The organism is Gymnodinialimonas phycosphaerae (assembly GCF_019195455.1).
Lineage (GTDB): Bacteria > Pseudomonadota > Alphaproteobacteria > Rhodobacterales > Rhodobacteraceae > Gymnodinialimonas > Gymnodinialimonas phycosphaerae.
The window spans coordinates 22,622-43,731 of the sequence record NZ_JAIMBW010000001.1 but is presented as its reverse complement, the minus strand read 5'-3'; the positions used below and the strand labels follow the sequence as shown (position 1 = coordinate 43,731).

22 protein-coding genes and 2 pseudogenes are annotated in these 21,110 nt (G+C 60.5%); 11 read left to right on the top strand and 13 right to left on the bottom strand.

Annotated features, from left to right (window positions below; translation table 11 throughout):
* Positions 1–26 precede the first annotated feature (26 nt).
* Together KUL25_RS00255 and KUL25_RS00250 are read left to right on the top strand one after the other, a co-directional pair.
* On the top strand, positions 27–968 hold the full coding sequence (locus KUL25_RS00255; RefSeq protein WP_257891078.1) for an efflux RND transporter permease subunit: 942 nt from the start codon (positions 27–29) through the stop codon (positions 966–968).
* A complete protein-coding gene (locus tag KUL25_RS00250; protein WP_257891077.1) occupies positions 955–1,224 on the top strand; it encodes a hypothetical protein in 270 nt (89 codons plus the stop codon). The genes KUL25_RS00255 and KUL25_RS00250 overlap by 14 nt, the downstream gene beginning before the upstream one ends.
* On the opposite strand, the gene KUL25_RS00245 is transcribed toward KUL25_RS00250, so the two are convergent.
* From KUL25_RS00245 to KUL25_RS00230, 4 genes are read right to left on the bottom strand one after another with little or no spacing between them, the layout of a single operon-like run.
* Complete coding sequence (locus KUL25_RS00245; protein WP_257891076.1) at positions 1,221–2,054, bottom strand: sulfite exporter TauE/SafE family protein; 834 nt, start codon at positions 2,052–2,054, stop codon at positions 1,221–1,223. The two genes, KUL25_RS00250 and KUL25_RS00245, sit on opposite strands and share 4 nt — an antisense overlap.
* 1 nt (position 2,055) lies before the next feature.
* Positions 2,056–2,925, bottom strand: coding sequence for an NAD(P)-dependent oxidoreductase (locus KUL25_RS00240; protein ID WP_257891075.1), 870 nt, complete (start codon positions 2,923–2,925; stop codon positions 2,056–2,058).
* Complete coding sequence (locus KUL25_RS00235) at positions 2,922–3,539, bottom strand: RraA family protein (protein ID WP_257891074.1); 618 nt, start codon at positions 3,537–3,539, stop codon at positions 2,922–2,924. The genes KUL25_RS00240 and KUL25_RS00235 overlap by 4 nt, the downstream gene beginning before the upstream one ends.
* The gene (locus tag KUL25_RS00230; protein WP_257891073.1) at positions 3,536–4,234 is read right to left on the bottom strand and encodes a fumarylacetoacetate hydrolase family protein; all 699 of its coding nucleotides are present in this window, start codon (positions 4,232–4,234) and stop codon (positions 3,536–3,538) included. The genes KUL25_RS00235 and KUL25_RS00230 overlap by 4 nt, the downstream gene beginning before the upstream one ends.
* Positions 4,235–4,463: 229 nt before the next feature.
* Between KUL25_RS00230 and KUL25_RS00225 the strand changes: the two genes are divergently transcribed.
* From KUL25_RS00225 to KUL25_RS00210, 4 genes are read left to right on the top strand one after another with little or no spacing between them, the layout of a single operon-like run.
* Positions 4,464–5,495 carry an ABC transporter substrate-binding protein gene (locus KUL25_RS00225; protein ID WP_257891072.1) on the top strand — a complete coding sequence of 344 codons (1,032 nt, stop codon included), beginning with the start codon at positions 4,464–4,466 and terminating at the stop codon, positions 5,493–5,495.
* 5 nt (positions 5,496–5,500) lie between these two features.
* Positions 5,501–6,313 (top strand): ABC transporter ATP-binding protein, encoded by an 813-nt coding sequence (locus tag KUL25_RS00220; protein WP_257891071.1) that lies wholly within the window; start codon positions 5,501–5,503, stop codon positions 6,311–6,313.
* Entirely contained in the window at positions 6,310–7,170 is an 861-nt protein-coding gene (locus KUL25_RS00215) for an ABC transporter permease (RefSeq protein ID WP_257891070.1), read from the top strand. The genes KUL25_RS00220 and KUL25_RS00215 overlap by 4 nt, the downstream gene beginning before the upstream one ends.
* A gap of 1 nt (position 7,171) precedes the next feature.
* Positions 7,172–7,861 carry a GntR family transcriptional regulator gene (locus KUL25_RS00210; RefSeq protein WP_257891069.1) on the top strand — a complete coding sequence of 230 codons (690 nt, stop codon included), beginning with the start codon at positions 7,172–7,174 and terminating at the stop codon, positions 7,859–7,861.
* A 184-nt stretch (positions 7,862–8,045) separates the two neighbouring features.
* Here the strand turns inward: KUL25_RS00210 and KUL25_RS00205 are convergent, their stop codons facing one another.
* Positions 8,046–9,242, bottom strand: coding sequence for a DUF4331 family protein (locus KUL25_RS00205; RefSeq protein WP_257891068.1), 1,197 nt, complete (start codon positions 9,240–9,242; stop codon positions 8,046–8,048).
* A gap of 76 nt (positions 9,243–9,318) precedes the next feature.
* Positions 9,319–11,208 (bottom strand): di-heme-cytochrome C peroxidase, encoded by a 1,890-nt coding sequence (locus KUL25_RS00200; protein WP_257891067.1) that lies wholly within the window; start codon positions 11,206–11,208, stop codon positions 9,319–9,321.
* A 435-nt stretch (positions 11,209–11,643) separates the two neighbouring features.
* On the opposite strand from KUL25_RS00200, the pseudogene KUL25_RS00195 reads away from it, so the two are divergent.
* The 3 genes and pseudogenes from KUL25_RS00195 to KUL25_RS00185 form a co-directional block, all read left to right on the top strand.
* Positions 11,644–11,856: pseudogene (locus KUL25_RS00195) on the top strand (transposase); the annotation flags it as partial.
* Between the two features lie 317 nt (positions 11,857–12,173).
* Positions 12,174–12,653, top strand: coding sequence for a hypothetical protein (locus KUL25_RS00190; RefSeq protein ID WP_257891066.1), 480 nt, complete (start codon positions 12,174–12,176; stop codon positions 12,651–12,653).
* A gap of 69 nt (positions 12,654–12,722) precedes the next feature.
* A pseudogene (locus KUL25_RS00185) lies at positions 12,723–13,031 on the top strand (transposase); the annotation flags it as partial.
* A 971-nt stretch (positions 13,032–14,002) separates the two neighbouring features.
* Here KUL25_RS00185 and KUL25_RS00180 read toward each other — a convergent pair.
* The 5 genes from KUL25_RS00180 to KUL25_RS00160 all read right to left on the bottom strand — a co-directional run bounded on the left by KUL25_RS00180 (position 14,003) and on the right by KUL25_RS00160 (position 18,277).
* Entirely contained in the window at positions 14,003–14,293 is a 291-nt protein-coding gene (locus tag KUL25_RS00180) for a copper-binding protein (RefSeq protein WP_257891065.1), read from the bottom strand.
* A gap of 18 nt (positions 14,294–14,311) precedes the next feature.
* Positions 14,312–14,743 (bottom strand): cupredoxin domain-containing protein, encoded by a 432-nt coding sequence (locus KUL25_RS00175; RefSeq protein WP_257891064.1) that lies wholly within the window; start codon positions 14,741–14,743, stop codon positions 14,312–14,314.
* Positions 14,744–14,804: 61 nt separating this feature from the next.
* Positions 14,805–16,145: a multicopper oxidase family protein gene (locus KUL25_RS00170; protein WP_257891063.1), complete on the bottom strand. Its 1,341-nt coding sequence runs from the start codon at positions 16,143–16,145 to the stop codon at positions 14,805–14,807.
* A gap of 14 nt (positions 16,146–16,159) precedes the next feature.
* Positions 16,160–17,617 carry a TolC family protein gene (locus KUL25_RS00165; protein ID WP_257891062.1) on the bottom strand — a complete coding sequence of 486 codons (1,458 nt, stop codon included), beginning with the start codon at positions 17,615–17,617 and terminating at the stop codon, positions 16,160–16,162.
* A 303-nt stretch (positions 17,618–17,920) separates the two neighbouring features.
* The gene (locus tag KUL25_RS00160; protein ID WP_257891061.1) at positions 17,921–18,277 is read right to left on the bottom strand and encodes a hypothetical protein; all 357 of its coding nucleotides are present in this window, start codon (positions 18,275–18,277) and stop codon (positions 17,921–17,923) included.
* 265 nt (positions 18,278–18,542) lie between these two features.
* On the opposite strand from KUL25_RS00160, the gene KUL25_RS00155 reads away from it, so the two are divergent.
* On the top strand, positions 18,543–19,190 hold the full coding sequence (locus tag KUL25_RS00155) for a hypothetical protein (RefSeq protein ID WP_257891060.1): 648 nt from the start codon (positions 18,543–18,545) through the stop codon (positions 19,188–19,190).
* Positions 19,191–19,320: 130 nt separating this feature from the next.
* Positions 19,321–19,608, top strand: coding sequence for a hypothetical protein (locus KUL25_RS00150; RefSeq protein ID WP_427854380.1), 288 nt, complete (start codon positions 19,321–19,323; stop codon positions 19,606–19,608).
* Positions 19,609–19,674: 66 nt separating this feature from the next.
* Here the strand turns inward: KUL25_RS00150 and KUL25_RS00145 are convergent, their stop codons facing one another.
* Together KUL25_RS00145 and KUL25_RS00140 are read right to left on the bottom strand one after the other, a co-directional pair.
* Positions 19,675–20,340 (bottom strand): L,D-transpeptidase, encoded by a 666-nt coding sequence (locus KUL25_RS00145; protein WP_257891059.1) that lies wholly within the window; start codon positions 20,338–20,340, stop codon positions 19,675–19,677.
* Between the two features lie 37 nt (positions 20,341–20,377).
* On the bottom strand, positions 20,378–21,106 hold the full coding sequence (locus KUL25_RS00140; RefSeq protein ID WP_257891058.1) for a DsbA family protein: 729 nt from the start codon (positions 21,104–21,106) through the stop codon (positions 20,378–20,380).
* Positions 21,107–21,110: the final 4 nt, after the last annotated feature.

Sequence of the window (21,110 nt, the reverse complement as noted above, 5' to 3'; positions counted from 1 at the left end):
AGTCCCGGTCCTTGGGCTGATCTGCCTTGGCGACAAGATTCCTGAATGTCGCCTTGGCCATCGTTCTTGGCATACAGATGCAGGATGATCACGACATCAAGCGACTTGGCCCGGTCCTACAGGATGCCGTCGATGGTTTCATCACCGATCAGCCCATCGGCATTGAGGCCCATTTCAGCACGTTCCAACCGGAATTCGCCAGCGCAAACGTCAACACCGCATTGACCAACATGGCACAAATCTTTGCTGTTGTGGTTGCGGTCATGCTTTTGTTCATGTGCGAGCGCGAGGCGCTGGTGATCGCCTCCATCATGCCCTTCGTGGTAAGCTTCTCATTCGTATTGATGGGGCCGGTAGGGGTGGAATTGCCGGAGGTTTCAATCGCTGCAATCAACATCAGCCTCGGGCTTCTTGTCGATAACGGCGTGGCCATCGTGGAGGACCTGGGACGCCGCATCCGCGCGGGCGAGGAACGAACGGACGCGCCCCTGGTCGCGGGCAAACAGTACACGATACCGCTTCTGATCGCGTCGATCATCACCGTCTCGGCCTTCTTGCCGTTGTTCCTGCCTGACGGGCTCGGGGGGCAATATCGCTACTCACTTGGGATCGTCGTGATGTTGATGCTGACAGGCAGCTTTCTGTCAGCCTTCTACCTGCTGCCGCGCCTGGCGGTTTGGATCATTCCCACGCCCACGGCCAGGAAAACCCGGCGCGGCCTTTTCGACAGGCTGGCCAAGGGCTACGCGCAGGTCGTGCACGGGACTTTCCATGCGCCCTTGGGGTCATCGTGGTCGTGCTTGGAACCGTCGTGGCCTATGCATCACAGATGCCGCGCGTGGCCAGCCAGATCTCCCCCTGTCGGAACCTGCGCAGATCATGGCCCAAGTCGATCTGCCCCGCGACACGGAGATCGCCGTGACTTAAGCCACCACCTTGCGGCTGACGGAATGGTTGGACGCACATGAAGAGGTCACGGGCACGACCACATTCAGCAGATCCGGAGGGCCGCGGTTTGTCCTGTCGCTTGGTCCCGCAGGCGCGAGTCCCGCCTCGGCGTTTACGGTCATCAACACGACGATTTTCGAGGCCACTACCGCCGAGATCGTGCAGAACCGCCACGACTGGGGCGCGCGCAAACGGTCCCGGCCCATCGTGCTGACCCAGCCGATTGAAGGAATCCGTTCAGCACAACCGTCGCGTATTCGTGAACCCGGCCCCTAACCCGAAACAATCGCCCACAAGAACCGAAGGACGACCAGGATCAGGAAGCATCCGAATGCGAATTGAAGCGTGCGACCTGAAAGGCCATGGGCCAGCGCCACGCCGAACCGTGTCGTCACCAAACTCGTGGGGATCGTCAGTGCGAACGCCACGAGCGAGACGAATCCAAGAGAGCCCGGCGGCAACCCCAGCTGCCCCAGCCCGGCAAAGACGTAGCCGATCGCGCCAGGGACCGAGATCAACACGCCAACGCCCGCCGAAGTCGCGATCGCGCGGTGAATCGGTGTTCCAAAGAGCGTCATAAAAAGGTTCGAGATCGCCCCGCCGCCGATGCCCATGATGGCAGAGACAAGGCCGATAACCCCGCCCGCAAGGCGCATCGCGAAAAGGCCCGGCAAGCTATCGCCCAACTGCCAACCCGTGCCCCCGGTCAGCAACTTCAAGGCGACAATCGACGCGACGATGGCGAAGACCGCCTGGAACACGACCGGCGATGCAAATCGTGCAACGATGGCGCCAATGACCACGCCCAGAAGGATCGGGACCGCCCACATCCGAAGGATCTCGGCATCAAGTGCGCCCTTTGCATAGTGCCCTCGGGCAGAGCTGATCGAGGTTGGCACGATCACCGCAAGCGAAGTGCCCACAGCCAACGGCATTGCGACCTCGGGATCATAGCCCAAACCGCCGAAGATATCGAAGAAGATCGGGACCGAAATGGCCCCGCCCCCAACCCCGAAAAGGCCGGCCAGAAATCCTATCGCCATCCCCGCAAAAGCAAGGGCGGCGATGAGACCGATCAGGGTCCAGGGATCGGCAAACAGCTCCAACTCAATCTGCGGACAGTAGACGTGTCAGGGTTGCGCCGTCAAAGCCGCCAAGGTCGCGGTCAAGCGCTTCGGCGTAGCTTTTTCGCGCCGCCTGCGAGAGCGGCAAGTCCGCACCGACCAGTGCAGCCTGACGCAGGGCCAGATCAAGGTCCTTGGCAAGCCCGGCGATGTCGAAGGTGCCGGGTTGATCCGTCCCGTTGAGGGTATCAATCACCACTTGCGCCCGGTTCTTGAGAACGGCCGGGCCAGCCGAACTGTCGGAGATAACGGAAATTGCAGTCTCGGCATCGATGCCAGAGCCTTTCAGAACCGCGAGCGCTTCGGCCAGGGTCTTCCAATAGAGCGCCAAGGGCAGGTTCACCGCAAGTTTCATGCTCGCCCCCGTGCCGACCAGCCCCATGTGTTCGACGCGTTTGCACAACTGTTCCAGCACCGGGCGGGCGCGGGCGACGGCGGCGTCTGTGCCGCCTGCCATCCCCAGCAACATCCCCTTTAGGGCCGGGCCCACCGTGCCCCCGACCGGGCAATCCACGAACTCGGCGCCGGCATCCGCGACACGTGCACCGACCTCCCGGCTTTCGTCGGGTAGCAGCGTTGACAGGTCGATCACCAGCTTTCCGGTAATACCGGCCTTGCTCAGCCCAGAGACGACAGCCTGCACCGCTTCGGCATTGGTAAGCGATATCAGGATGATATCAGCCGACACCAGATCCGTCAGATCAGCGGCGCGCCTGGCGCCTGCTGCCACGGCGGCATCCGCTCGCGCAGGGGTCCGGTTCCAAACGACCACCGACTGGCCCTGTTCGATCAGACGCTTGGCGAAGGCAGTGCCCATCCGCCCGGTGCCCACAATCGCGATTGTCGTTGTCATGCCGTTATCTCCTTGTCCAAGCCAAGCAAATGCAAGGTGGTTTCTCCCGCCCGAATGCGTTCTATCATCCCGGCTTCCTTTCGGATCCGTGCATCGACTGCCCGAAGGGTAATTTCGACCGCGCCCGCTGGTACGATGATCACCGCGTCCGCATCGGCCACAACGATATCTCCGGGTGACACCAGCGCGCCACCGATCTTCAACGGCGCGTCAAGCGTAACAGCATCAACTTTCTTCGTGCCCCGGATATTCAATCCACGGGCAAAGACCGGCAGTCCAAGGGCCACGATCTCGGTGCTGTCGCGCACCGCGCCGTCGATGATCACACCCGCTATACCGCGCACCTGGCAAGCGATTGACATCACCTCACCAAACGGACCGCTCTCAATGCTGCCGCCATAGTCAATGACAAGCACCTCGCCCGCTTCCGCCGCCGCTATGGCACGGTGGAGCGCCAGGTTGTCACCCGGTAGACAGCGGACCGTCCTCGCGGGGCCACCAACCCGCAACCCTGAATCAATCGGGCGGATCGGGGCGTCGACAAGACGTGCTTCAGGGGCAGCCTCGCCGATCGTTGCCGTCCCCGCGCGCGCCAGACGAAGACCGGCGTTCACGTGGCCATTTCGCCAATGCGCACCTGCATCGGCTCCAGCCCATCGACCGAGCAATCCAGCACATCACCCGTCACCACGGGACCAACACCGGCTGGCGTACCAGTCATGATAATGTCACCCGGCATCAGCTTGTGCTGCTCGGACAGCTTTGCGATGATTTCGTCGATCTTCCAGATCAGCAGCGAGATATCCGCATCCTGCTTGGTTTCTCCGTTGACCTTCAGCTTCACATGACCGCTGGTCATGACGCCTATCTTGCTTACCGGGGTAATCGGCCCCACGGGGGCGGAATGGTCGAACGCCTTGGTGATTTCCCAAGGCATGCCCTTTTCCATCACCGACACCTGATGATCGCGCCGGGTCATATCAAGACCGACCGCGTAGCCGTAGATATGCGAGGACGCATCCGCTTCCGAGATGTTGTAGCCACCCGATTTCAGCGCCACGACCAGTTCACACTCGTAGTGGAAGTTGTTGGTGAACACGGGGTACGGGATTTCACCTCCGTTGCGGACCAGCGCATCCTTGGGCTTCATGAAAATGACGGGCGGGTCACGCTCATCCTGCTGCATCTCCCGGACGTGGGCGATGTAATTCTTGCCGATGCAGTAGATCCGACGCACCGGAAACTTTTCGTCCGTGCCCACGACATCCAGATACGCAGGCGCGGGCGGTGTGACGGTGAATTCAACCATGGGGGCAGTCCTTCAATGAGCTGTTTGCTGACGTTGCGGCGACGTTCGTCAATCGATGGCTTCATATATTCTAGGAGAAGTATTCCTCAAGCAATACATTATATCGACCTCATGCCTATTTCATATATTATCTTGCATTGATGCTCAAACCATATAGCATTTGCGCATGGGCACAGTTCCGTCTTGAGCGAGCGGAGAGCGCCCGATTGACAACTGGGAGGTTACTCAAATGACTATTCGTACCAAGATGTCCCGCCGACAGTTCGGCGCCCTGACGATGGGAGGCGCGGCCGTTGCAACGCTTGGCACCCCTGCTATCCTGCGTGCCCAAACCGCGATCACATTTGCCGTACCGAACCCCTCGGCGCTGACATGGCTGCCGTATTGGGTGGCCGTCGGCGAAGGCTATTTCGGCGAAGAGGGATTCGACCCGACACTACAAGCGATTGACGGGTCGTCCGCCGTATTGCAGGCAATGGCTGCGGGGCAGGCCCAGATCGGCGCGCCCGGACCGGGACCCACGCTTGGCGCGCGCTCGCGCGGGATTGATGTCATGTTCCTCTATAACCTCTATCCGAAATCCGTCTTCGGTCTACTTGTAAAGTCTGACAGTGGCATCACCAGCCCGGATCAACTCGCGGGGTCGGTCATCGGTGTCGGCACCGCTGACGGCGCTGAAGTCTCGTTCACGACGGCAATCATGTCCGATCTTGGTATGACGGCAGGAGAGGACTTCGAATACCTGCCGGTTGGGGATGGCGGCACGGCAGCCGTCGCGTTCCTGCGCGATGAAGTCAGTTCCTATGCGGGGGCGGTGTCCGACGCGGCCATTCTTGCCTCTCGTGGGATCGAGCTCACGGAAATCACGCCCGAGGCGTATCTGGGCTTCTTCGGCAACGGAATTGCCATGCTGGAAAGCACGATGGCCGAAATGCCTGACCTCGCACCGTCCTTTGGCCGGGCCTTGGTGCGTGGCATGCGTTTTGCCATCGACCCTGCAAACAAGGAGACCTGCCTTGCCCATTGTGCTGCGGGCAACCCCCAAGAGGGTGAGCAGGACTATGCCTCTTCGCTGTTTGATGGCGTCGTCAACAGGATGACACCGACGGCGGCCTACATGGATCAGGGGTTTGGATATCAGCCGGCCGAACACTGGCAGGCGATCCATGACTCGGCCGTCAGTTCTGGCGCGCTTTCCGAGCCCTTGGCGGACCTTGATTCGGTCTACACGAACGAGTTCGTGGCGGGCTGGAACGCATAAGGGCAATGGTTCAAGCTCACCCAAACGACGCTCGACAGTCCTTGCCCGTGGCGAGGACTGTCTACGAGATCGAGCGCCTTTCAAAGACCTATGCCCGCAACGCACTGGTGGCGCTGCGCGACGTTCACCTGACCATTCACAAAGGCGAGTTCGTATCCGTTATTGGCTCGTCCGGGTGCGGAAAATCGACACTTCTCAAGATCATGGCAGGTCTCATGCCCCCCACAACCGGGCGTGTGGTCCTTGAGGGAACGCCCGTTGTCGGGCCTCGGCCGGACATCGGGATGATGTTCCAGCAAGCCACATTGCTGCCATGGAAGACCACCCTTGAAAACGTCCTGATGCCGATCGAGCTGCGCGAAGGGCGCGCGACGGCAAGGCGCGCCAAGGACAAGGCAATGGACCTGCTGGAACTGGTGGGGCTTGGCGATTTTGCGCATGTCTATCCCGGAGAACTCTCTGGCGGGATGGCGCAACGCGCCTCCATCTGTCGGATGCTGATCTCCGATCCCGCCATGCTCCTGCTCGACGAGCCCTTTTCCGCGCTCGATGAATTGACCCGCGACTTCATGAACATGGAATTGCAACGCATATGCCTTGAACGCGGCTCCACGGCATTTCTCGTGACCCATTCGCTGGCAGAGGCGGTCCTACTCTCGGACCGGATCCTCGTGATGCAGGCGCGGCCCGGGCACGTGGTCGAAGATATCACCATCGACCTGCCCCGCCCCAGAACGCTCGACATGGTTAACACGCCGGAATTCGGCGACATCGTCGGGCATATCCGCGATCTCTTGGGAAAGGAGGCCAACGAATGACCGATGCGACCAGCACAGGCCTGCCGTCGACCGCTGAAGACACCGTCTGGGTCGAACGCGAAGCCTTCATCGACCGGATCCCGCGATGGCTGGCGATGACCCTGCTTTTCGTGGCCGTTGTGGGGTTGTGGGATCTTGTCACGCGCATGGGGTGGGTGTCGGCGATTATCCTTCCGACCCCGGCCGAGACCCTGAGCGACGTGATCTTCGTCGGACAGAACATCGCGTCAGGCGGCTATATGCTCGAAGCGCTCTGGACCACGACCCTGACCGTCTTCTACGCCTTCGCGATCGCCATCGGGATCGGTGCCTCGCTTGGCATCCTTGTCGGCGAGACCAAGTTCGGCGAGCGCGCCGTGATGCCCTATCTCGTGGCCATCGATACCATGCCCAAAGTAGCCTTTGCCCCGCTCTTCATTGCGTGGCTTGGGTTCGATATTGCCTCCAAGGTGGCGCTTGCGGCCTTCATTGCGACCTTTCCCATCGTCGTCTCTACCGCCGCCGGGCTATACGCGGCGACAGAGAATGAACGGATGCTTTTCAAATCGGTTGGCGCCACGCGGGTACAGATCCTGATGCGGTTGAAGATTCCCACAGGCCTGCCCTACTTCTTCACCGGCCTGAAGATCGCGGCCGTTGGCGTTATGGCCGGTGCCATCACGGGCGAATTTTTGGGGGGCGGCCAAGGTTTTGGGGCCTTGATCCGCCAATCGGCCAGCACATTGGACACACCCCGTGTCTTTTCGCTCATCCTGTACCTGAGTCTCCTTGGGTTAGCGCTTTACTTCATCGTCGTGGGATTGCAGCGTCGCTTCGTATTTTGGAACAAGTCGAGCGGCCCCGGGGGAATGATGTAGCATGAGCAAGACTTCGGGGCCCCCGAATCTGTCGGAACGGGCCTATGACAAGATCCGCCGCGACATCCTGAATTGCATCCTGGTCCCTGACGAACGGCTGCAGATCGATGCCGTGTCCAAGCGATATGACATCGGCGCGGTTCCCATCCGCGAGGCCCTCAACCGGCTGTCCTCCGAGGGGCTGGTTGAGCGGCGTAGCCATCGCGGGTTCTGCGTTGCGGCGATCTCGTTGGCGGATATGACCGAACTGGTCCAGACGCGCATCTGGCTTGAAACGCTTGCGCTGCGGCAATCGATTGAGAACATGGACGAAGCACTGGAGGAGGCGTTGGTCCTCAGCTACCACCGCCTGGCGCGCACCCAGCGCTTGATGAAGGAAGATGTCGACGCGAAGGCCAGCGAGAAAAGGGAGCGGCTGCACAAAGCGTTCCATATGCTTCTTCTGGATAATTGCGGGTCGTCTCTGCTGCTTGGCTTTTGTTCGCAACTCATGGATCAGTCGGTGCGCTACCGGAACCTGTCGATGAACACCGCGCCCAGTCGGTTGCGGCGCGAAGGGGCCGCCGCAGAGCACAAGTCGATCCTGGATGCCGTCCTGGACCAAGACGCCGACCTGGCGTGCAAACTTCTAGAAGATCACTATCGGATAACGCTTGAGGGACTGGAGAAACAAGCGCTTCCGGCGATGTGACCCGGTTCCTCCAGTCTTCTTGGATCGTGGGCGCGCCATCCTCTGATGACCCTGTCTGGATTAGCCACGAAGGACGCGCCGATGGGACCTGTCACAGTTCTGTGCCGGTCCAGTGCCGGTGTCGGCGGCGCAATTAGCGATTCCCCCAACCTTGCCAGTTGCAGCCCGACAAACCGCCCGGTCGCTAGCGTCGCCTTGCGATCAGCCGTCTCAACCCGACAATGATCACCGTCAGAACAACAAGTAGGAAGACGCCGCCAAAAACGGCGGTCTGTATTCGTTTCGGACCGGGCGCGGAGACGTTGGCCAAGGCTCTTGCGGCACGTGCACGTAGGGCCGACTGCCACCCGGTATTCGGCGGGGCGAGATAGGGGAACGCGGCAAGCGGTGGATGCGTAGCGGTATCCGCGCCGTCGGGCACCTCTTGGGCAGTGGTCCCGTGGATGAGCAGGCCGTAGACCGCATCAACGACGTCTTGATCCAGCGGCCGTCCGCCGCAGTGCGTCGCCGACGTGCCGGACAGCAGCGCGGTTTCAAGGTCGAAATACCGCGCCCCGGAACAGGGTAGCCTTGGGTCAATCGTCAGAAAATCATCCGCAAGCAGGCCGGCAAGGGCATCCTTGTCGGTTTGATACGGCTGTGGATCGTAGGCGTCATATCGGTCGAGATCCGCGCGCAGAAGCCCCGCGATCTGGTCCCGGAAGGCCGCGGACATGTAGGGGGCGGGTTCACGGTTCAGCCCGTCCCTCATGTCATCGTTTCCGGGCATATGAAGCGCGATGTTTGCGATCTCTGGCCGCCCGATGCGATCCTGAATCTCTCCCGCGCCAGTGTGGACATCCGCGCCGACGGCCAGCACGCTGTCGCGCAGATCCGGCAGCACACTTGCAATGTCGATCTCAAGTACAAGGGCATAGACGTTCAGCCCAAAAATCATGTTGGATTCATATGGAGCCGGGATCGTTGTCCCGCTTTGCAAGGCGACAGCCCATCGGCCGTTCAGCACGAATGGGTCAGAGCGCAGCCCGGCAAAAATTCTCAATTCCGCGGGATCGCTGACTGCCGAAAACGCCGTCTCGATCTGGCGACCGGAGGACGTCGTGCATCGGGCCCCAGTGTCATGCCACGTGCAGCTGATCCGAAACGGGGCATCGCCTACTGGCTGAAACCGCACGCTTTCTTCATCGGGTGCCACACTGTCGATGAAGATGTTGAACGTCGCATCAGACGCGGGGCGCGCGCCATCGGTCGCGGCGGTCACCGTGTTGAGGATGATCACCAGCCTTTGCGCGTCCTCGGCGGCGGTAAAGGCATAGAGGTCTGTCAGATCGGTGGCGGGTTGATCGACTGACATGCCCCCATCGATGTGATCGGTCGCCACTGCCGCCGACGCGGCAAGGGTAGCGCATGCGACAAGCGAAAGAAGCACCGCGTGGTGGGGCGCGCGCTTCACCGGTTCAGAGGCTCTTGAGATATTCAAGCAGGGCACGGCGATCTTCCTCGCCCAGATCGACCCCGTATTCATGCCCGGTATTCGCATTCCCCGGAAGCGTCGTATCCAAAACAAAATCCGTGCCGTCGCCATCCTCGACGAAGCCCACATGCTCTGGGTCGAACCGTGCATCGCTGACGGCAAAGCTTGTGGGACGCTCTGCCGCGGGACGCAACAAGGCATCCAACGTCGGAACCGATCCGTTGTGCAGGAACGGGCCTGTCGCCCAACTGCCATTGAGCGGTCGGGCCCGATATTGGGCAGTTTGCAACGTGATCCGGCACGTCTCTTCCGAGCCATGGAAATCGAAATGATCGCGCACAAGCACATCGAAAAGCGCAGAGGCATCATTGCTGGTTGCGGCGAGGCGTGCGGCGATCTCATCCTCGGACAAGCCCTGCGCGGCAAGCGCGTCGATCATGGTGTTGTAATCGGGGGGCGTGACATCATCTTCGACCTCGAACCCAAGCGTGGAACGGATCGAATTTCCCAGCCCGACAAGCCGCCTGTGGATGCTGTTGCCAAGCGCGTCCCCGCGCGCCTCGACAATCGCGCTGCCATCATCGCCGATGTGATTCAGCATGACCCCGGCCACGACATGGGCCAGGACGGCGTTACCGTGGGACACGTCACAGAATTCCGGGCCACCGATGATGCCGACGGAACGCCCCTCGATCGGGCCGGTCACGACCTCGCGCTCGGCGAAGCTCAAGGCGGCGGAGGGATCGGTGCCGAGTGTTTCCAGATCGAAGGTCTGGATCGGGATGGAGGCCAAATCGCCCCGATTTTCCCGGTCTATCACGGCGTGACAGCTGGCGCATTCAGCCTGATAGATCGCCGCCCCCGCCGTGACGAGGTCATCATCCAGCGCGGGCAGCACGCCAGCTGCGACGAAATCCTCCCATGCCGGAGAGGTCAGCGTCTGAAGCCGTTCTTCCAACGCCATCAGATGGGTCACGTTCACCGAGGAATTGTACCCTGGTGGTAGCATTCCCTGGCCAAGGTCGACCTGCCCGAAGACACCAAGCACCTGGCCGACATTGCGCGCGATAGCGCCCGCTCCGGCATTGGGCACGACGCCGTTGTATTGAACGAATTCAAGATAAGGCGCATCCCACAAGACGGGATAGCTGACGGGGGCATCGGGGCGACGGGCGTTCTCAGGACGCTCCAGCATGCCCGCCGTGACCTGGTTCAGGATCACGTTGAGGGCGTCGACGCGCCCCGGCCCCGGCATGATTTCGGTATGGTTACGGGCTTGCCACTGTGCGCGGTCCGCGATGATCTGGCGAAGTCGCGCCAGCACCTGATCCGGCTCTGTCACAAGGTGCTCGCGCTCGGTCAACCGATCAACGAAGCGCGCCAGGCGATCCTCGTCCTGCGCGGTCTGTGTAAGCGCCGCTTCCAGATCGGTCATGAACGTCCAGAAATCGAAATGCGACACGCCCCCATCCAGCAACGTAACGGACGAGCCTACCCGAACCTCGGTCACGTGGCAGGCCGAGCAATTCATGCCAAGCTGCGGCTCTGAACCAAGCCGCCCGGTATCGACGGTCAGCCCGATGGGAAGGCCTTCGGGGTTGGCATCGGGGTCGTCCCAGAAGATCAGCCCCATGGCGCGAAGATAGTCGCGATCCAGAAAGGGCGCGTCGCTACCGGGTTGCTCCAGCGACATGAAATAGTCCAGCGGCAGGATCGGAGAGCCCTGTGGCGCGAAGTAGAAAAAGGCGCGGTCGGCATCCGTCCATCCCTGATCTACGACAACCACGTCGTTGTCGTAAGCATCAGCAAGGACGGGAGAAACAACCGATAGGAGGGAAAGAAAGCTCCCATAGACGCCGTCGAGTACTTTCATACTTCATCCTTTGCAAATAAGTGCAGAACATTCCTAGAACGCGGGCCCTGAAAAGGAAAGAGGTCGTGCGCGGTGAATTCGAACGGCGTTTTGCAAAAAATCTTTCTCACACAGTCCAAGTACTGCCACCGTTCCACCAAGACGGTCGGCGTGCGACAACGCCCCGTGGCAAGGGTGTTGCGCGTCGAAGACTGCGCGCTAACCCGATGCAATGCGCGGCGACTATCTGCTTCCCGCCTGATCCTGCCAGCCGTCGGCCCGACACCACCGCCATCAGGATCGCCGCCAACAAACAGCTGATTACAGAATTAGTCTTGAAGATCGATTAATCAGCAGAAACCGCCATCTTCTGGTTTTCGCTCCCGAGCCGGCGTTGTTGCAAAACTCTGACTTATGAGGAATCACAACACGAATCCAGTCGGTTAAGTGAGCTTCATGACAAAGCCACCTCCCGCCCGCTACCGCACCACGAACTGGTCCGATTACAACGCCGCGCTCAGGAAGCGCGGCTCGCTGCTGGTTTGACGCGACAAAGATATGACTTGGCTTGCACCGCATGAAGGACGCCCAGGTCGTCCGCCGGTCTTCTCGGACGCGGCAATCCAGTTTTGCCTTTCGATCAAGGTGCTGTTCAGGCTCCCACTTCGATAGGCTGCCGAGATCGTCCGCGTCGCCTGACATCAATGGGCTAGAGGGCCGTCACGCCTCATGCCGTCGTTCTGCAACAATGCCTTGTTGGTGTTACATCCTTTCAAAACGCGATCGTCATACGAATGCATCGAAGTGTATAATCAAAAGAGTGGCTTGCAGTCTGATAAAACAACTGCCTTGCGCTAGTTTTCAGACACCCAAGTTGCGTGGCACAGAAAAAAATACCCATTGTGTGATGACATGATATCAGCGATTAGAGTACCAGTGCTTTTTCTGACGTCAGCAGGCACAGTAGCTTACAAAGGACTTGACCAATGAACCATTTCTACACGCACGTTGCAGCTTTAGCGTTGGTAGGCTTGGTTGCCATTCCCGCTTCAGCGGATCAGACGTTTTCCATTCTGCAGGAATTACCAGCCATCACGCATGTGGACATTGGTGCACAAGGTTCGTCGCATGGTGACGTAATGGCATTTGAGGCGGAATTTACTGCAGATGATGGCACATCTGGTGAGATGCATGGCGTCATCATTACAGTTTCAATTCCAATCGGCGAAAATGAATTGTTTCTGGACCGTATCGCGCAGATTGTCGTAAATTTTGGTAATACAGATACACTGGTGATAGCTGGAACGGCAGCATATCCTAATGGGCAAGCTGAAATGGCGCCAGATTCGCCGCATGTCAGGGCTGTAATTGGCGGTACGGGCCGATTCATTGGAGCACGCGGTCAAATGGTGACGACACGGCGCGATGCCGGTCACTACGAACATACGTTCACATTGGTGGACTGACAGGGCGTTGTTGCAAAACTCTGACTTATGAGGACTCACAACACGAATCCAGTCGGTTAAGTGAGCTTCATGACAAAGCCACCTCCCGCCCGCTACCGCACCACGAACTGGTCCGATTACAACGCCGCGCTCAGGAAGCGCGGCTCGCTGCTGGTTTGACGCGACAAAGATATGACTTGGCTTGCACCGCATGAAGGACGCCCAGGTCGTCCGCCGGTCTTCTCGGACGCGGCAATCCAGTTTTGCCTTTCGATCAAGGTGCTGTTCAGGCTCCCGCTGCGACAGGCTGCCGGGATGGCCGCGTCGCCTGACATCAATGGGCTAGAGGGCCGTCACGCCTCATGCCGTCGTTCTGCAACAATGCCCCCCCGTTGGCCCAGCGGCATTACTCTTTCCCGGCAGGGGGCGCACCGCGACATTAGCCGTGTCGTTTGTCGGTTTTGTCAGAACCCTGAAATACCCGAATTTTCTGTGACAGGGTGATAAGGAAAATCCCGCGCCGCGCGGGGTAGGCCGGGGGGTGGGCCGGGTGTCCGGACTAACTCTTGCCTCCAGCAAATCCGCACCCCTTCCGTGCAGCCCCTACCAAGTCGCCGCCACGCCCAACACCTATCAAGTCCTCAACCCGCCCACCTTCTAGACTACGGTGGTCACGTCCGGGCCACGTCCGGGCCACGTCCGGGGCGTAGGGCAGCAAGACAGCAAGACAGCAAGACAGCAAGACAGCAAGACAGCAAGACACCAAGACACCAAGACACCAAGACACCAAGACACCAAGACACCAAGACACCAAGACACCAAGACACCAAGACACCAAGACACCAAGACACCAAGACACCAAGACACCAAGACACCAAGACACCAAGACACCAAGACACCAAGACACCAAGACACCAAGACACCAAGACACCAAGACACCAAGACACCAAGACACCAAGACACCAAGACAAGATACGCGACATAACGTCAAGCAAGGTGGCGCACCCCCCTCCTGCCGGGACCAACGCAACACGCGAAGGGGGCACATAAGGGGGCAGGCCCACTATGTCATTACAACTACCATTTAAAATCAGATACCTAATGATGCCGATTGGCGGAGGGGACGAGACTGGAATCCAACGTTCTCCGGGCTCTAAGTCATTGTTTTAATTGATGTGAAGGCTGGTCCGAATTTTCATCTACTGAAATCGCGACTGGCAGCTAACCATGGGTTTGCGAAAATATCCAATTGAGACAAACGGTAAGATATCTCGGCGGCTAGCCGAGGGCTCTCTTCTCAGCAGACAAAATGAATTTTCGACGGGATGCGGGGCCGGATCGGCCCCGCAATATCGTCGGTGCAATTGGGATTACGATGGATCGCGCAAAGCAGTAACGGTCAGACGACCATTGACGCGCTCTGCCTCGAACTCGATCGCCTGTCCAACGCTCAGGCCGTCCAGCATCTCGGGATCGGCGACACGAAACACCATTGTCATGGCCTCCATCTCGAGGTTCGGAATCGCGTCATGCGCGATGGTGAGCCTTTGCGGATCGGTGGTGATTTCTTCCACGACGCCCCGCACGAAGCCCTCTGCAGATGCAGGCAGAGCGATAAGGCCGAGGGCTGCGGCAAACGCCGCGGTCTTAAGGGTCTTCATTTGTTTACTCCTCGCAGATCAGTTGACGTTCAGCGGTCCGTGCATGCCCGCTTCCATGTGGCCGGGGATCAGGCAGGCGAACTGGAACGTTCCGGCCTGACTGAATGTCCAGATCAGTTCACCAGTCTCACCCGGAGCGAGCGAGACGGCGTTCGGATCGTGATGCTTCATATCGGGGTTCATCATCATGACTTGCATGTGCTCCATGTTCGCCTCGACCGTATCGATGACCATTTCGTGGTCGAGCACCCCGCGGTTGGTGACGACAAAGCGCACCGTCTCGCCGCGCGCGATCGTCAGTTCGGCAGGCGAGAATGCCATGCCGCCACTATCGGGCTCGAACATGTCGACTTCGATCGTCCGGGTTACATCGGCCGCATTGCCCGGGCGACCGATCTCCCAGTCGTCGGCATGGGCATGCCCGCCGTCGGCGGCTGCGACACTGCTCATGAGAAGCAAGGCAAGAATGGAAAGAGAAGCGCGTTTCATTGGGTCTCCGTAGCTGAGAAGTTCAAGCCCGCGATCGCGGGGTAAGTGTGGTCCTGGGGCTGTCGTTGCGCGCAATCTCGGGCAGGTCGCCTGTCCATTCGTGCGCCTCGGTTCCTGGCGGGTTCTCGTACCAGCCGGGATCGCTGTAGTCGCCGGGCGCGATGTCGGGCCGGACCTTCACGACCGAGAACATGCCGCCCATTTCCAAGGGGCCATGCGGTCCCCATCCGGTCATCATCGGCACCGTGTTGGCGGGCAGTGGCATTTCCATCTCACCCATCTCGGCCATGCCGGCACTCCCCATGGCCATGTATCCGCGCTGGTGCTGGCGGATCAGTTCGACCGAACGGCGCTGGTCCGCACCGATCATCGTGGGGATGTCGTGGCCCATCGCGTTCATCGTGTGGTGCGATTTGTGGCAGTGGATTGCCCAGTCGCCTGGATGGATCGCATCGAACTCATAAGCGCGCATCGCTCCCACCGGGATATCGATGGAGACCTCGGGCCAGCGCGCTTCCGGCCGGACCCACCCGCCATCTGTGCCCGTCACCTCGAAGTCGTAGCCGTGCATGTGGATCGGGTGGTTGGTCATCGTCAGGTTGCCCACCCGCACCCGCACCCGGTCGCCCTGACGCACGACAAGTGGGTCGATGTCGGGGAAGATCCGGCTGTTCCAGCACCAGAGATTGAAGTCCAGCATCGTCATCGTGCGCGGGACCGCAGAGCCCGGCGTGATGTCGAAAGCGTTGAGCAGAAAGGCGAAGTCTCGGTCCACGGCCATGAAGGACGGATCCCGCGGATGCACGATGAAGAGCCCCATCATGCCCATCGCCATCTGTACCATTTCATCGGCATGCGGGTGGTACATGAACGTGCCCGACTTGATCAGGTCGAACTCGTAAACGAAGGTCTTGCCGGGCGGGATGCCGGGATGGCTGAGCCCCCCCACACCGTCCATGCCCGATGGCAGGATCAGCCCGTGCCAGTGGACCGAGGTGTGTTCGGGCAGGTGATTGGTGACGAAGATGCGCACCCGGTCGCCCTCCACCGCCTCGATGGTCGGGCCGATCGAGCTGCCATTGTAGCCCCAGAGCCGCGCGACGGTCCCTTCAGCGAGCTCCCGTTCCACCGGTTCGGCGATCAGGTGGAACTCTTTCACGTTCCCGTTCATCCGCCAGGGCACGGACCAGCCGTTCAGGGTCACGACCGGGTTGTAGTCTGGCCCTGAACTCGGGCGCGGGGGGACCTGTGTCGCCGCGGCTCCGGCCACCGGGGCTTCGGGTGTCTGCGCGGTTGAAGTCCGGGCAAGGAGCGAGGCGCCGACGAGGGTGGCACCTGCACCAAGCATTTGACGTCTGTTCATCCTGTTGTCCTTTCTCAATGTCCGGGTGCGCCGCCAGCGGCCATTTCCGGAGCGGCACCGCCGCCGCCGCCCTCACCGCCGCCGCCATAGAGCGCTGCCGTCATGAGCGCCTCTGCTCTCCAGTAGTCTGCCCGCGCCGACACCTCCGCCATCTGAGCCGCCTGCCGCGCCCGGATGGCATCGAGAAGTTCGGTGTAGGACTCGATCATCCCGTTGTAGGCACGCAGCGTCTCGCTCTCGACGAGCGCCCGCATGGGTACGAGGTTGTCGCGGTAGTGGCGCGCAATCTGATGCGCACCGGCCAGTTCGGCCTGAGCAGCGCGTGCCTCGGACCTTACAGTTACGGCGCGTTCCGCAAGCTGGTGTGCCGCGCGCAGATAAGCCATCTCGGCACGTCGCAGTCTCGCTTCGCCGCTGTCGAAGATGGGAATTGCGAACTCGAGCTCGACCTGCGGTGTCGTTTCGCGTTCGATTCCTGCGCCAGTGTCCTCGCGCTCGAGTTCGAAGCCTGCGATCAGCTCGAGATCGGTGACAGACCTCGTTGCATTCACCAGCCCGTGCTCCTGAGCGACAGCCTCCAGTTCCAGTCGGGCGAGGATGAGATCCACACGCCGCGCGAGAGCCTGAGCTTCAGCGTCCCGGGGCGCACCGGCCCGGCCTGGCAGTGCCGGCAAGGCGTCCGGCACATAGTACTCGGTCTCAGTACCCCAGAGACCCATCAATCGGGTAAGCCGTTCCTTCGCGATCTGAGCATCCAGACGCGCACGCGCCCTCTGCCCAGCCAACTCCGCGAACAGGGCCTGATCACGCGCCTGTGCCGCCCGGTTCAAGAAGCCCGTCTCTCCAAGCTCACGCGCGAGGTCGGACTGCGCGTTGGCCGTGGCTTCCGCGTCTCGTACGACACTGGCGGCCTCGAAGGCCGCCACAGCCTCGATCCAGGCAAGCCGGGTTTCCGTCGCGACCCTCAGCGTTTCCTCGGCAGCGCGCAACTGCGCTTGCCTGAACCTTGTCTCCGCAATCCGACTGCGGCGTTCGCTTGTCGTCAGGGCCAGAATATTGTTGGCGATCATTCCCTCGAGCGCACGCCATGCGAGACCCTCGGCATTGATACCAAGAAGACCAAGAGACACCGTCGGGTTGGGTTGCAGCGTCGTTTGCCAGATATCTGCAGCCGTCATGCCCAGCTCGGCGTAGCTCGCCTGCAACCCGCGATTGTTCAGAAGAGCGACCTGGACCGCCGTGTCGGCTGACAACGTCCGGCCGTGGACCATCTGGTGCACGCGTTCGGAATTCGCGCGGATAGACTCGGCATCCTGCAAGAAGACTGTTTGTGCTCGGGTCGCCGCAGAAGTCGTGTTGCGAACCGTCTCGAAACCCGGTTCGCGCGCAGCAAGTCCAGCAGTCAGTTCGGGATTGGCACATGCCGACAAGGCCATGGCACTCAACGATAAAAAAAGGCCGGCCCGCTTCATTCGAGTGCTCCTTCAGGCGCTTGTGAGCGATTCAAGTCGCTCCAGTCGCCCGGCTGAACGACAGGACGGGCCTCGAAGTCGGGGAAGAGTGCCACAAGGGCAGACCTGCTCTGAACCGATTGATTGTTCGCGGCGCCAAGGCCGAGGACTTCCTGGTCAGGCAGGACAGATGGCGGCGCGCACGCAGCCAAAGCGAGCGGCAGCAGTGCCGCATGAACTATCTTCATGTTGGTATCCGATCGTCTGAGTGAGAAAAGACGGCCCCACAAAGAGCCGCACTCCGGCGTCGCCGGTTATCAGCGATCAGACATCAGGGGGGCGATACAGGCTTTCGGGGCGGCTCAGACAGGAGATGCTGGTGTCTGCCGGCCTATTGGCGACGGGAACCGCCACCTGTTCTCTCGGGTTCTCGACTGAAGAAATGTAGACGGAGCAGAGATGCTGGGAACACTCTGCAAAGCCGAGGTCCGCGGCCAAAGGAATAGCTTCTTGGTCAGGCACTTCGGCGTGTAGCGCGACATGTCCGCCGTGATCATGCTCCGCGAGCCGCCCTTCTGACCCCGTCGCGTCGCAATGAACGGCGTGGTGCGCAACGGCACCGCCGACGCTGGTCGCCAGCGCAAAAACTGCAACCAAAAGTGCGCGAAGAAGACGAATCATACTGCTGTCTGTGAAGAGCCTGCAGCGCACGAAAGCGCGTAGTTCGCTGATCGCGCAAGCAGAATCCGGCATCAAAAACCGCGCATAACAAAGGCGTGATCGATTGGCCTGACTTCGCCCCCCTCCCACACCTGAATGACGTTACGTTGGATCTTCGAGAGCGAGAAGATCAGTGTTCGCCCCCACGCCATGTCGAGGAGGAATGAACGCAAGATGCGACGATGGGCCAGATCAGCTTTCCGATAGAAGGTGTCAGAAAGTGAGCATGCAACGCTTCTTCTCCCCCGAGATGCCGTTCTCGCGATTTGCATGGAACACCATGCTTGTCAGCCTCGCAGGGCTGCTGCCGCTCCTTGCGATCTTCGTCGCGCTGACGCCAGGCTTCGCGACCGCATTGTCCGAGAACCAACAGGCGCTCGAGCGGTTCCTGCGCCAGGTTGTCACCAACGGCCTACCGGTGGTCTTCGTTGTGAATTATCTCGCCTTCTTCCTCTACGCCTCGACCAACGCGCGCGGAAACCTTGAGCGACGACCAGGCTTGGTCCTGTTCCTTGACGTTGCCGCAAGGCTCGTTGCCTTCATCGTGCTGCACATCTTGATCTACGTGCTTTCCGCTGACTGGTTCGGGTCTTTCGGAGGCAGTCGCGCAACGGCGGTTCGCGTTGTGGCGCCAACCCTCGCGCGCTCGGCTTTCTTCGAGAATATCTCGGGGGTCTATCTCTACGCGACGCTGGTCAGCGCAATTCCACTCTATGTCTCCGTGATCGAGGGTTGGCTCGCGCAGCGCCGATCATTTGCGCATAGCCGTTCTCGGGGAACCGCTGTGTTCTTGTCGCTCGTGCTCTTCGGCGCAGTCGTCGTGCTTTTGACCGGCATCGGCCATCTTGTGTCCGCGCTCCAATCATCCAGCTGATGCATTTACGCAGCCCAGTTGAGGATTGGGCCACGCATAACGCGAAATTCATATGGCCATCGTTGCTACCCGGGGCCAGATTGTTCACTCTGGGAACAACAAAAAAATCTACTGGCAGAGGGCAGTACGCGTGAAGTCGAGACATCTTGCGCAAGGAAGTCTGGTATTGGTCCTTGGCGGATGTTCGCCATCGTTCGATCAGGGAGGCCGCGAAACTGAACCTGCCGCAGCGCCAGTGCCCGAAGCCGTCATCCAACTCGCAGCCCCTTACCAGGATCTCACGACGGCCCGCCTTCAAGCGGAGGACGGATGCTACTGGTATCTCCATTCGGGGCCCGTTGAAACGACCCTCCTGCCGCTTCGAACGGTAGAGGGCCGCCCGATCTGCACGGCATCCAGCCCGGCAGTTTCCGGCTAATTCAAGTTGGCGACGGCGCGGTTGAACGGGCTCACGTCCGTTCGTATCCCTCGGGCGCCGGGCACTTCAGGTCCGTGAGCCGAGGGAATTCTCGGCCGGGTAAAGACGCGCAGTGACACCGATTGCGACTTGATCGAATAGTCCGTTGATATGCGCCATGACCATTCGGACGCAGCCCGAGCTGGCTCTCGATCCAATCGATCTTGGATACGGCGTACCATGTATACGAAGATAAGTGTCCCGTTCACCCACATAGAGATATAGCGCGCGAGATCCCAAAGCGTTGCTCGGTCCGGGCTCCATCCCGTCTTCGTACTGCGCGTAAAGATCGGGCTCGCGCTCGATCATGGAACGGGTCGGCGTCCAGTGCGGCCAGCGGACCTTGCGGCGGATCGTGTAGGTGCCAGGCTCATAGAGATCGCCACGCCCGATAGCCACTCCATATCGCATGGCCGTTCCGCCTTCTTCGATGTGGTAAAGGTAGCGCGCGACCGCGTCGACATGGATGTCTCCCGGTCTCAAACCATCGTTTGCGATCACCCGGGTTGGCAGGAAGCGCGGATGAAGGCCCCACGGGTTTGACGTGGCCGGATCGTAGTTCACAGGCGTGACCTGCGCATCCCATTCGGCTTTCTGTGCCTCGCTCGGCCAGGTGCTGGCAACCAGCGGACCGTTGATGGGCGGCGAGAACAAAGCGGCCGTAGAAGCGATGAAATGGCGGCGGGTCAGCATCGCGCGTAACTCCGGTCAGTGGATGGCAGGCTTGCGGTCATTCGGACCCATCACGCACCTGCGCGACCAAGGCCTGCAACTGCTCCTGTTCGACGAGACCCGGAACGAGCGCGTCGCCGATCACGAAGGACGGAGTGCCGTTGAACCCCAGGGCCTGGCTGAGGCGCATGGAGGTTGCGATATGCTCTTCGATTTCGGGCGCCGCCATGTCCCGACGGAGCTGCACGAGATCGAGCCCGACTTCTTCGGCCACCCGCATGACGGCTGCTTCCTCCGCCCGGCCGTTCATCCCCATCAGAGCCCAGTGGAATTCCTCGTAAAGGTCCTGTTCGCGCGCGGCGAGTGCCGCCCGTGCGGCAAAGACGGATCCCTCGCCCAGAATGGGCCACTCGCGATAGACGAGTCGAACGTTTGGATCGGCGGCCAACAAGGCCTCGATCTCCGGTTTTACCCGCCTGCAGTAGGGGCAATTGTAGTCGAAGAACTCGACGATGGTGACGTCGCCATCCGGATTTCCGAGTACGGGCGCGTTCGGATCCCGTTCGAGAAGATCGCGCTCGTCCTCCAGAACCTGCGCTTGTGCCTCGGCCTGTGCGTCGGCCTCCTGACGTTGCAGGATGGCGACGGCCTCCATCACGATTTGCGGGTTCTCGCGTATGGTCTCGAGGACCAGCTCGCGTACCCGATCCTCCGACAGGTCGTCCGCGGACGCGGCGACTGGCAGAAAAACAGCCAATACCGTGGCGCAGAGAATGGATTTCTTCATTGGG

Excerpts from the sequence above, each read along its gene's own strand:
- KUL25_RS00230 (WP_257891073.1), bottom strand. The coding sequence starts at position 4,234 with ATGGTTGAATTCACCGTCACACCGCCCGCGCCTGCGTATCTGGATGTC.
- KUL25_RS00200 (WP_257891067.1), bottom strand. The coding sequence starts at position 11,208 with ATGAAAGTACTCGACGGCGTCTATGGGAGCTTTCTTTCCCTCCTATCG.
- KUL25_RS00155 (WP_257891060.1), top strand. The coding sequence starts at position 18,543 with ATGCAACGCTTCTTCTCCCCCGAGATGCCGTTCTCGCGATTTGCATGG.
- KUL25_RS00180 (WP_257891065.1), bottom strand. The coding sequence starts at position 14,293 with ATGAAGACCCTTAAGACCGCGGCGTTTGCCGCAGCCCTCGGCCTTATC.
- KUL25_RS00145 (WP_257891059.1), bottom strand. The coding sequence starts at position 20,340 with ATGCTGACCCGCCGCCATTTCATCGCTTCTACGGCCGCTTTGTTCTCG.
- KUL25_RS00190 (WP_257891066.1), top strand. The coding sequence starts at position 12,174 with ATGAACCATTTCTACACGCACGTTGCAGCTTTAGCGTTGGTAGGCTTG.
- KUL25_RS00170 (WP_257891063.1), bottom strand. The coding sequence starts at position 16,145 with ATGAACAGACGTCAAATGCTTGGTGCAGGTGCCACCCTCGTCGGCGCC.
- KUL25_RS00240 (WP_257891075.1), bottom strand. The coding sequence starts at position 2,925 with ATGACAACGACAATCGCGATTGTGGGCACCGGGCGGATGGGCACTGCC.
- KUL25_RS00175 (WP_257891064.1), bottom strand. The coding sequence starts at position 14,743 with ATGAGCAGTGTCGCAGCCGCCGACGGCGGGCATGCCCATGCCGACGAC.
- KUL25_RS00210 (WP_257891069.1), top strand. The coding sequence starts at position 7,172 with ATGAGCAAGACTTCGGGGCCCCCGAATCTGTCGGAACGGGCCTATGAC.
- KUL25_RS00160 (WP_257891061.1), bottom strand. The coding sequence starts at position 18,277 with ATGATTCGTCTTCTTCGCGCACTTTTGGTTGCAGTTTTTGCGCTGGCG.
- KUL25_RS00215 (WP_257891070.1), top strand. The coding sequence starts at position 6,310 with ATGACCGATGCGACCAGCACAGGCCTGCCGTCGACCGCTGAAGACACC.
- KUL25_RS00165 (WP_257891062.1), bottom strand. The coding sequence starts at position 17,617 with ATGAAGCGGGCCGGCCTTTTTTTATCGTTGAGTGCCATGGCCTTGTCG.
- KUL25_RS00225 (WP_257891072.1), top strand. The coding sequence starts at position 4,464 with ATGACTATTCGTACCAAGATGTCCCGCCGACAGTTCGGCGCCCTGACG.
- KUL25_RS00220 (WP_257891071.1), top strand. The coding sequence starts at position 5,501 with ATGGTTCAAGCTCACCCAAACGACGCTCGACAGTCCTTGCCCGTGGCG.
- KUL25_RS00140 (WP_257891058.1), bottom strand. The coding sequence starts at position 21,106 with ATGAAGAAATCCATTCTCTGCGCCACGGTATTGGCTGTTTTTCTGCCA.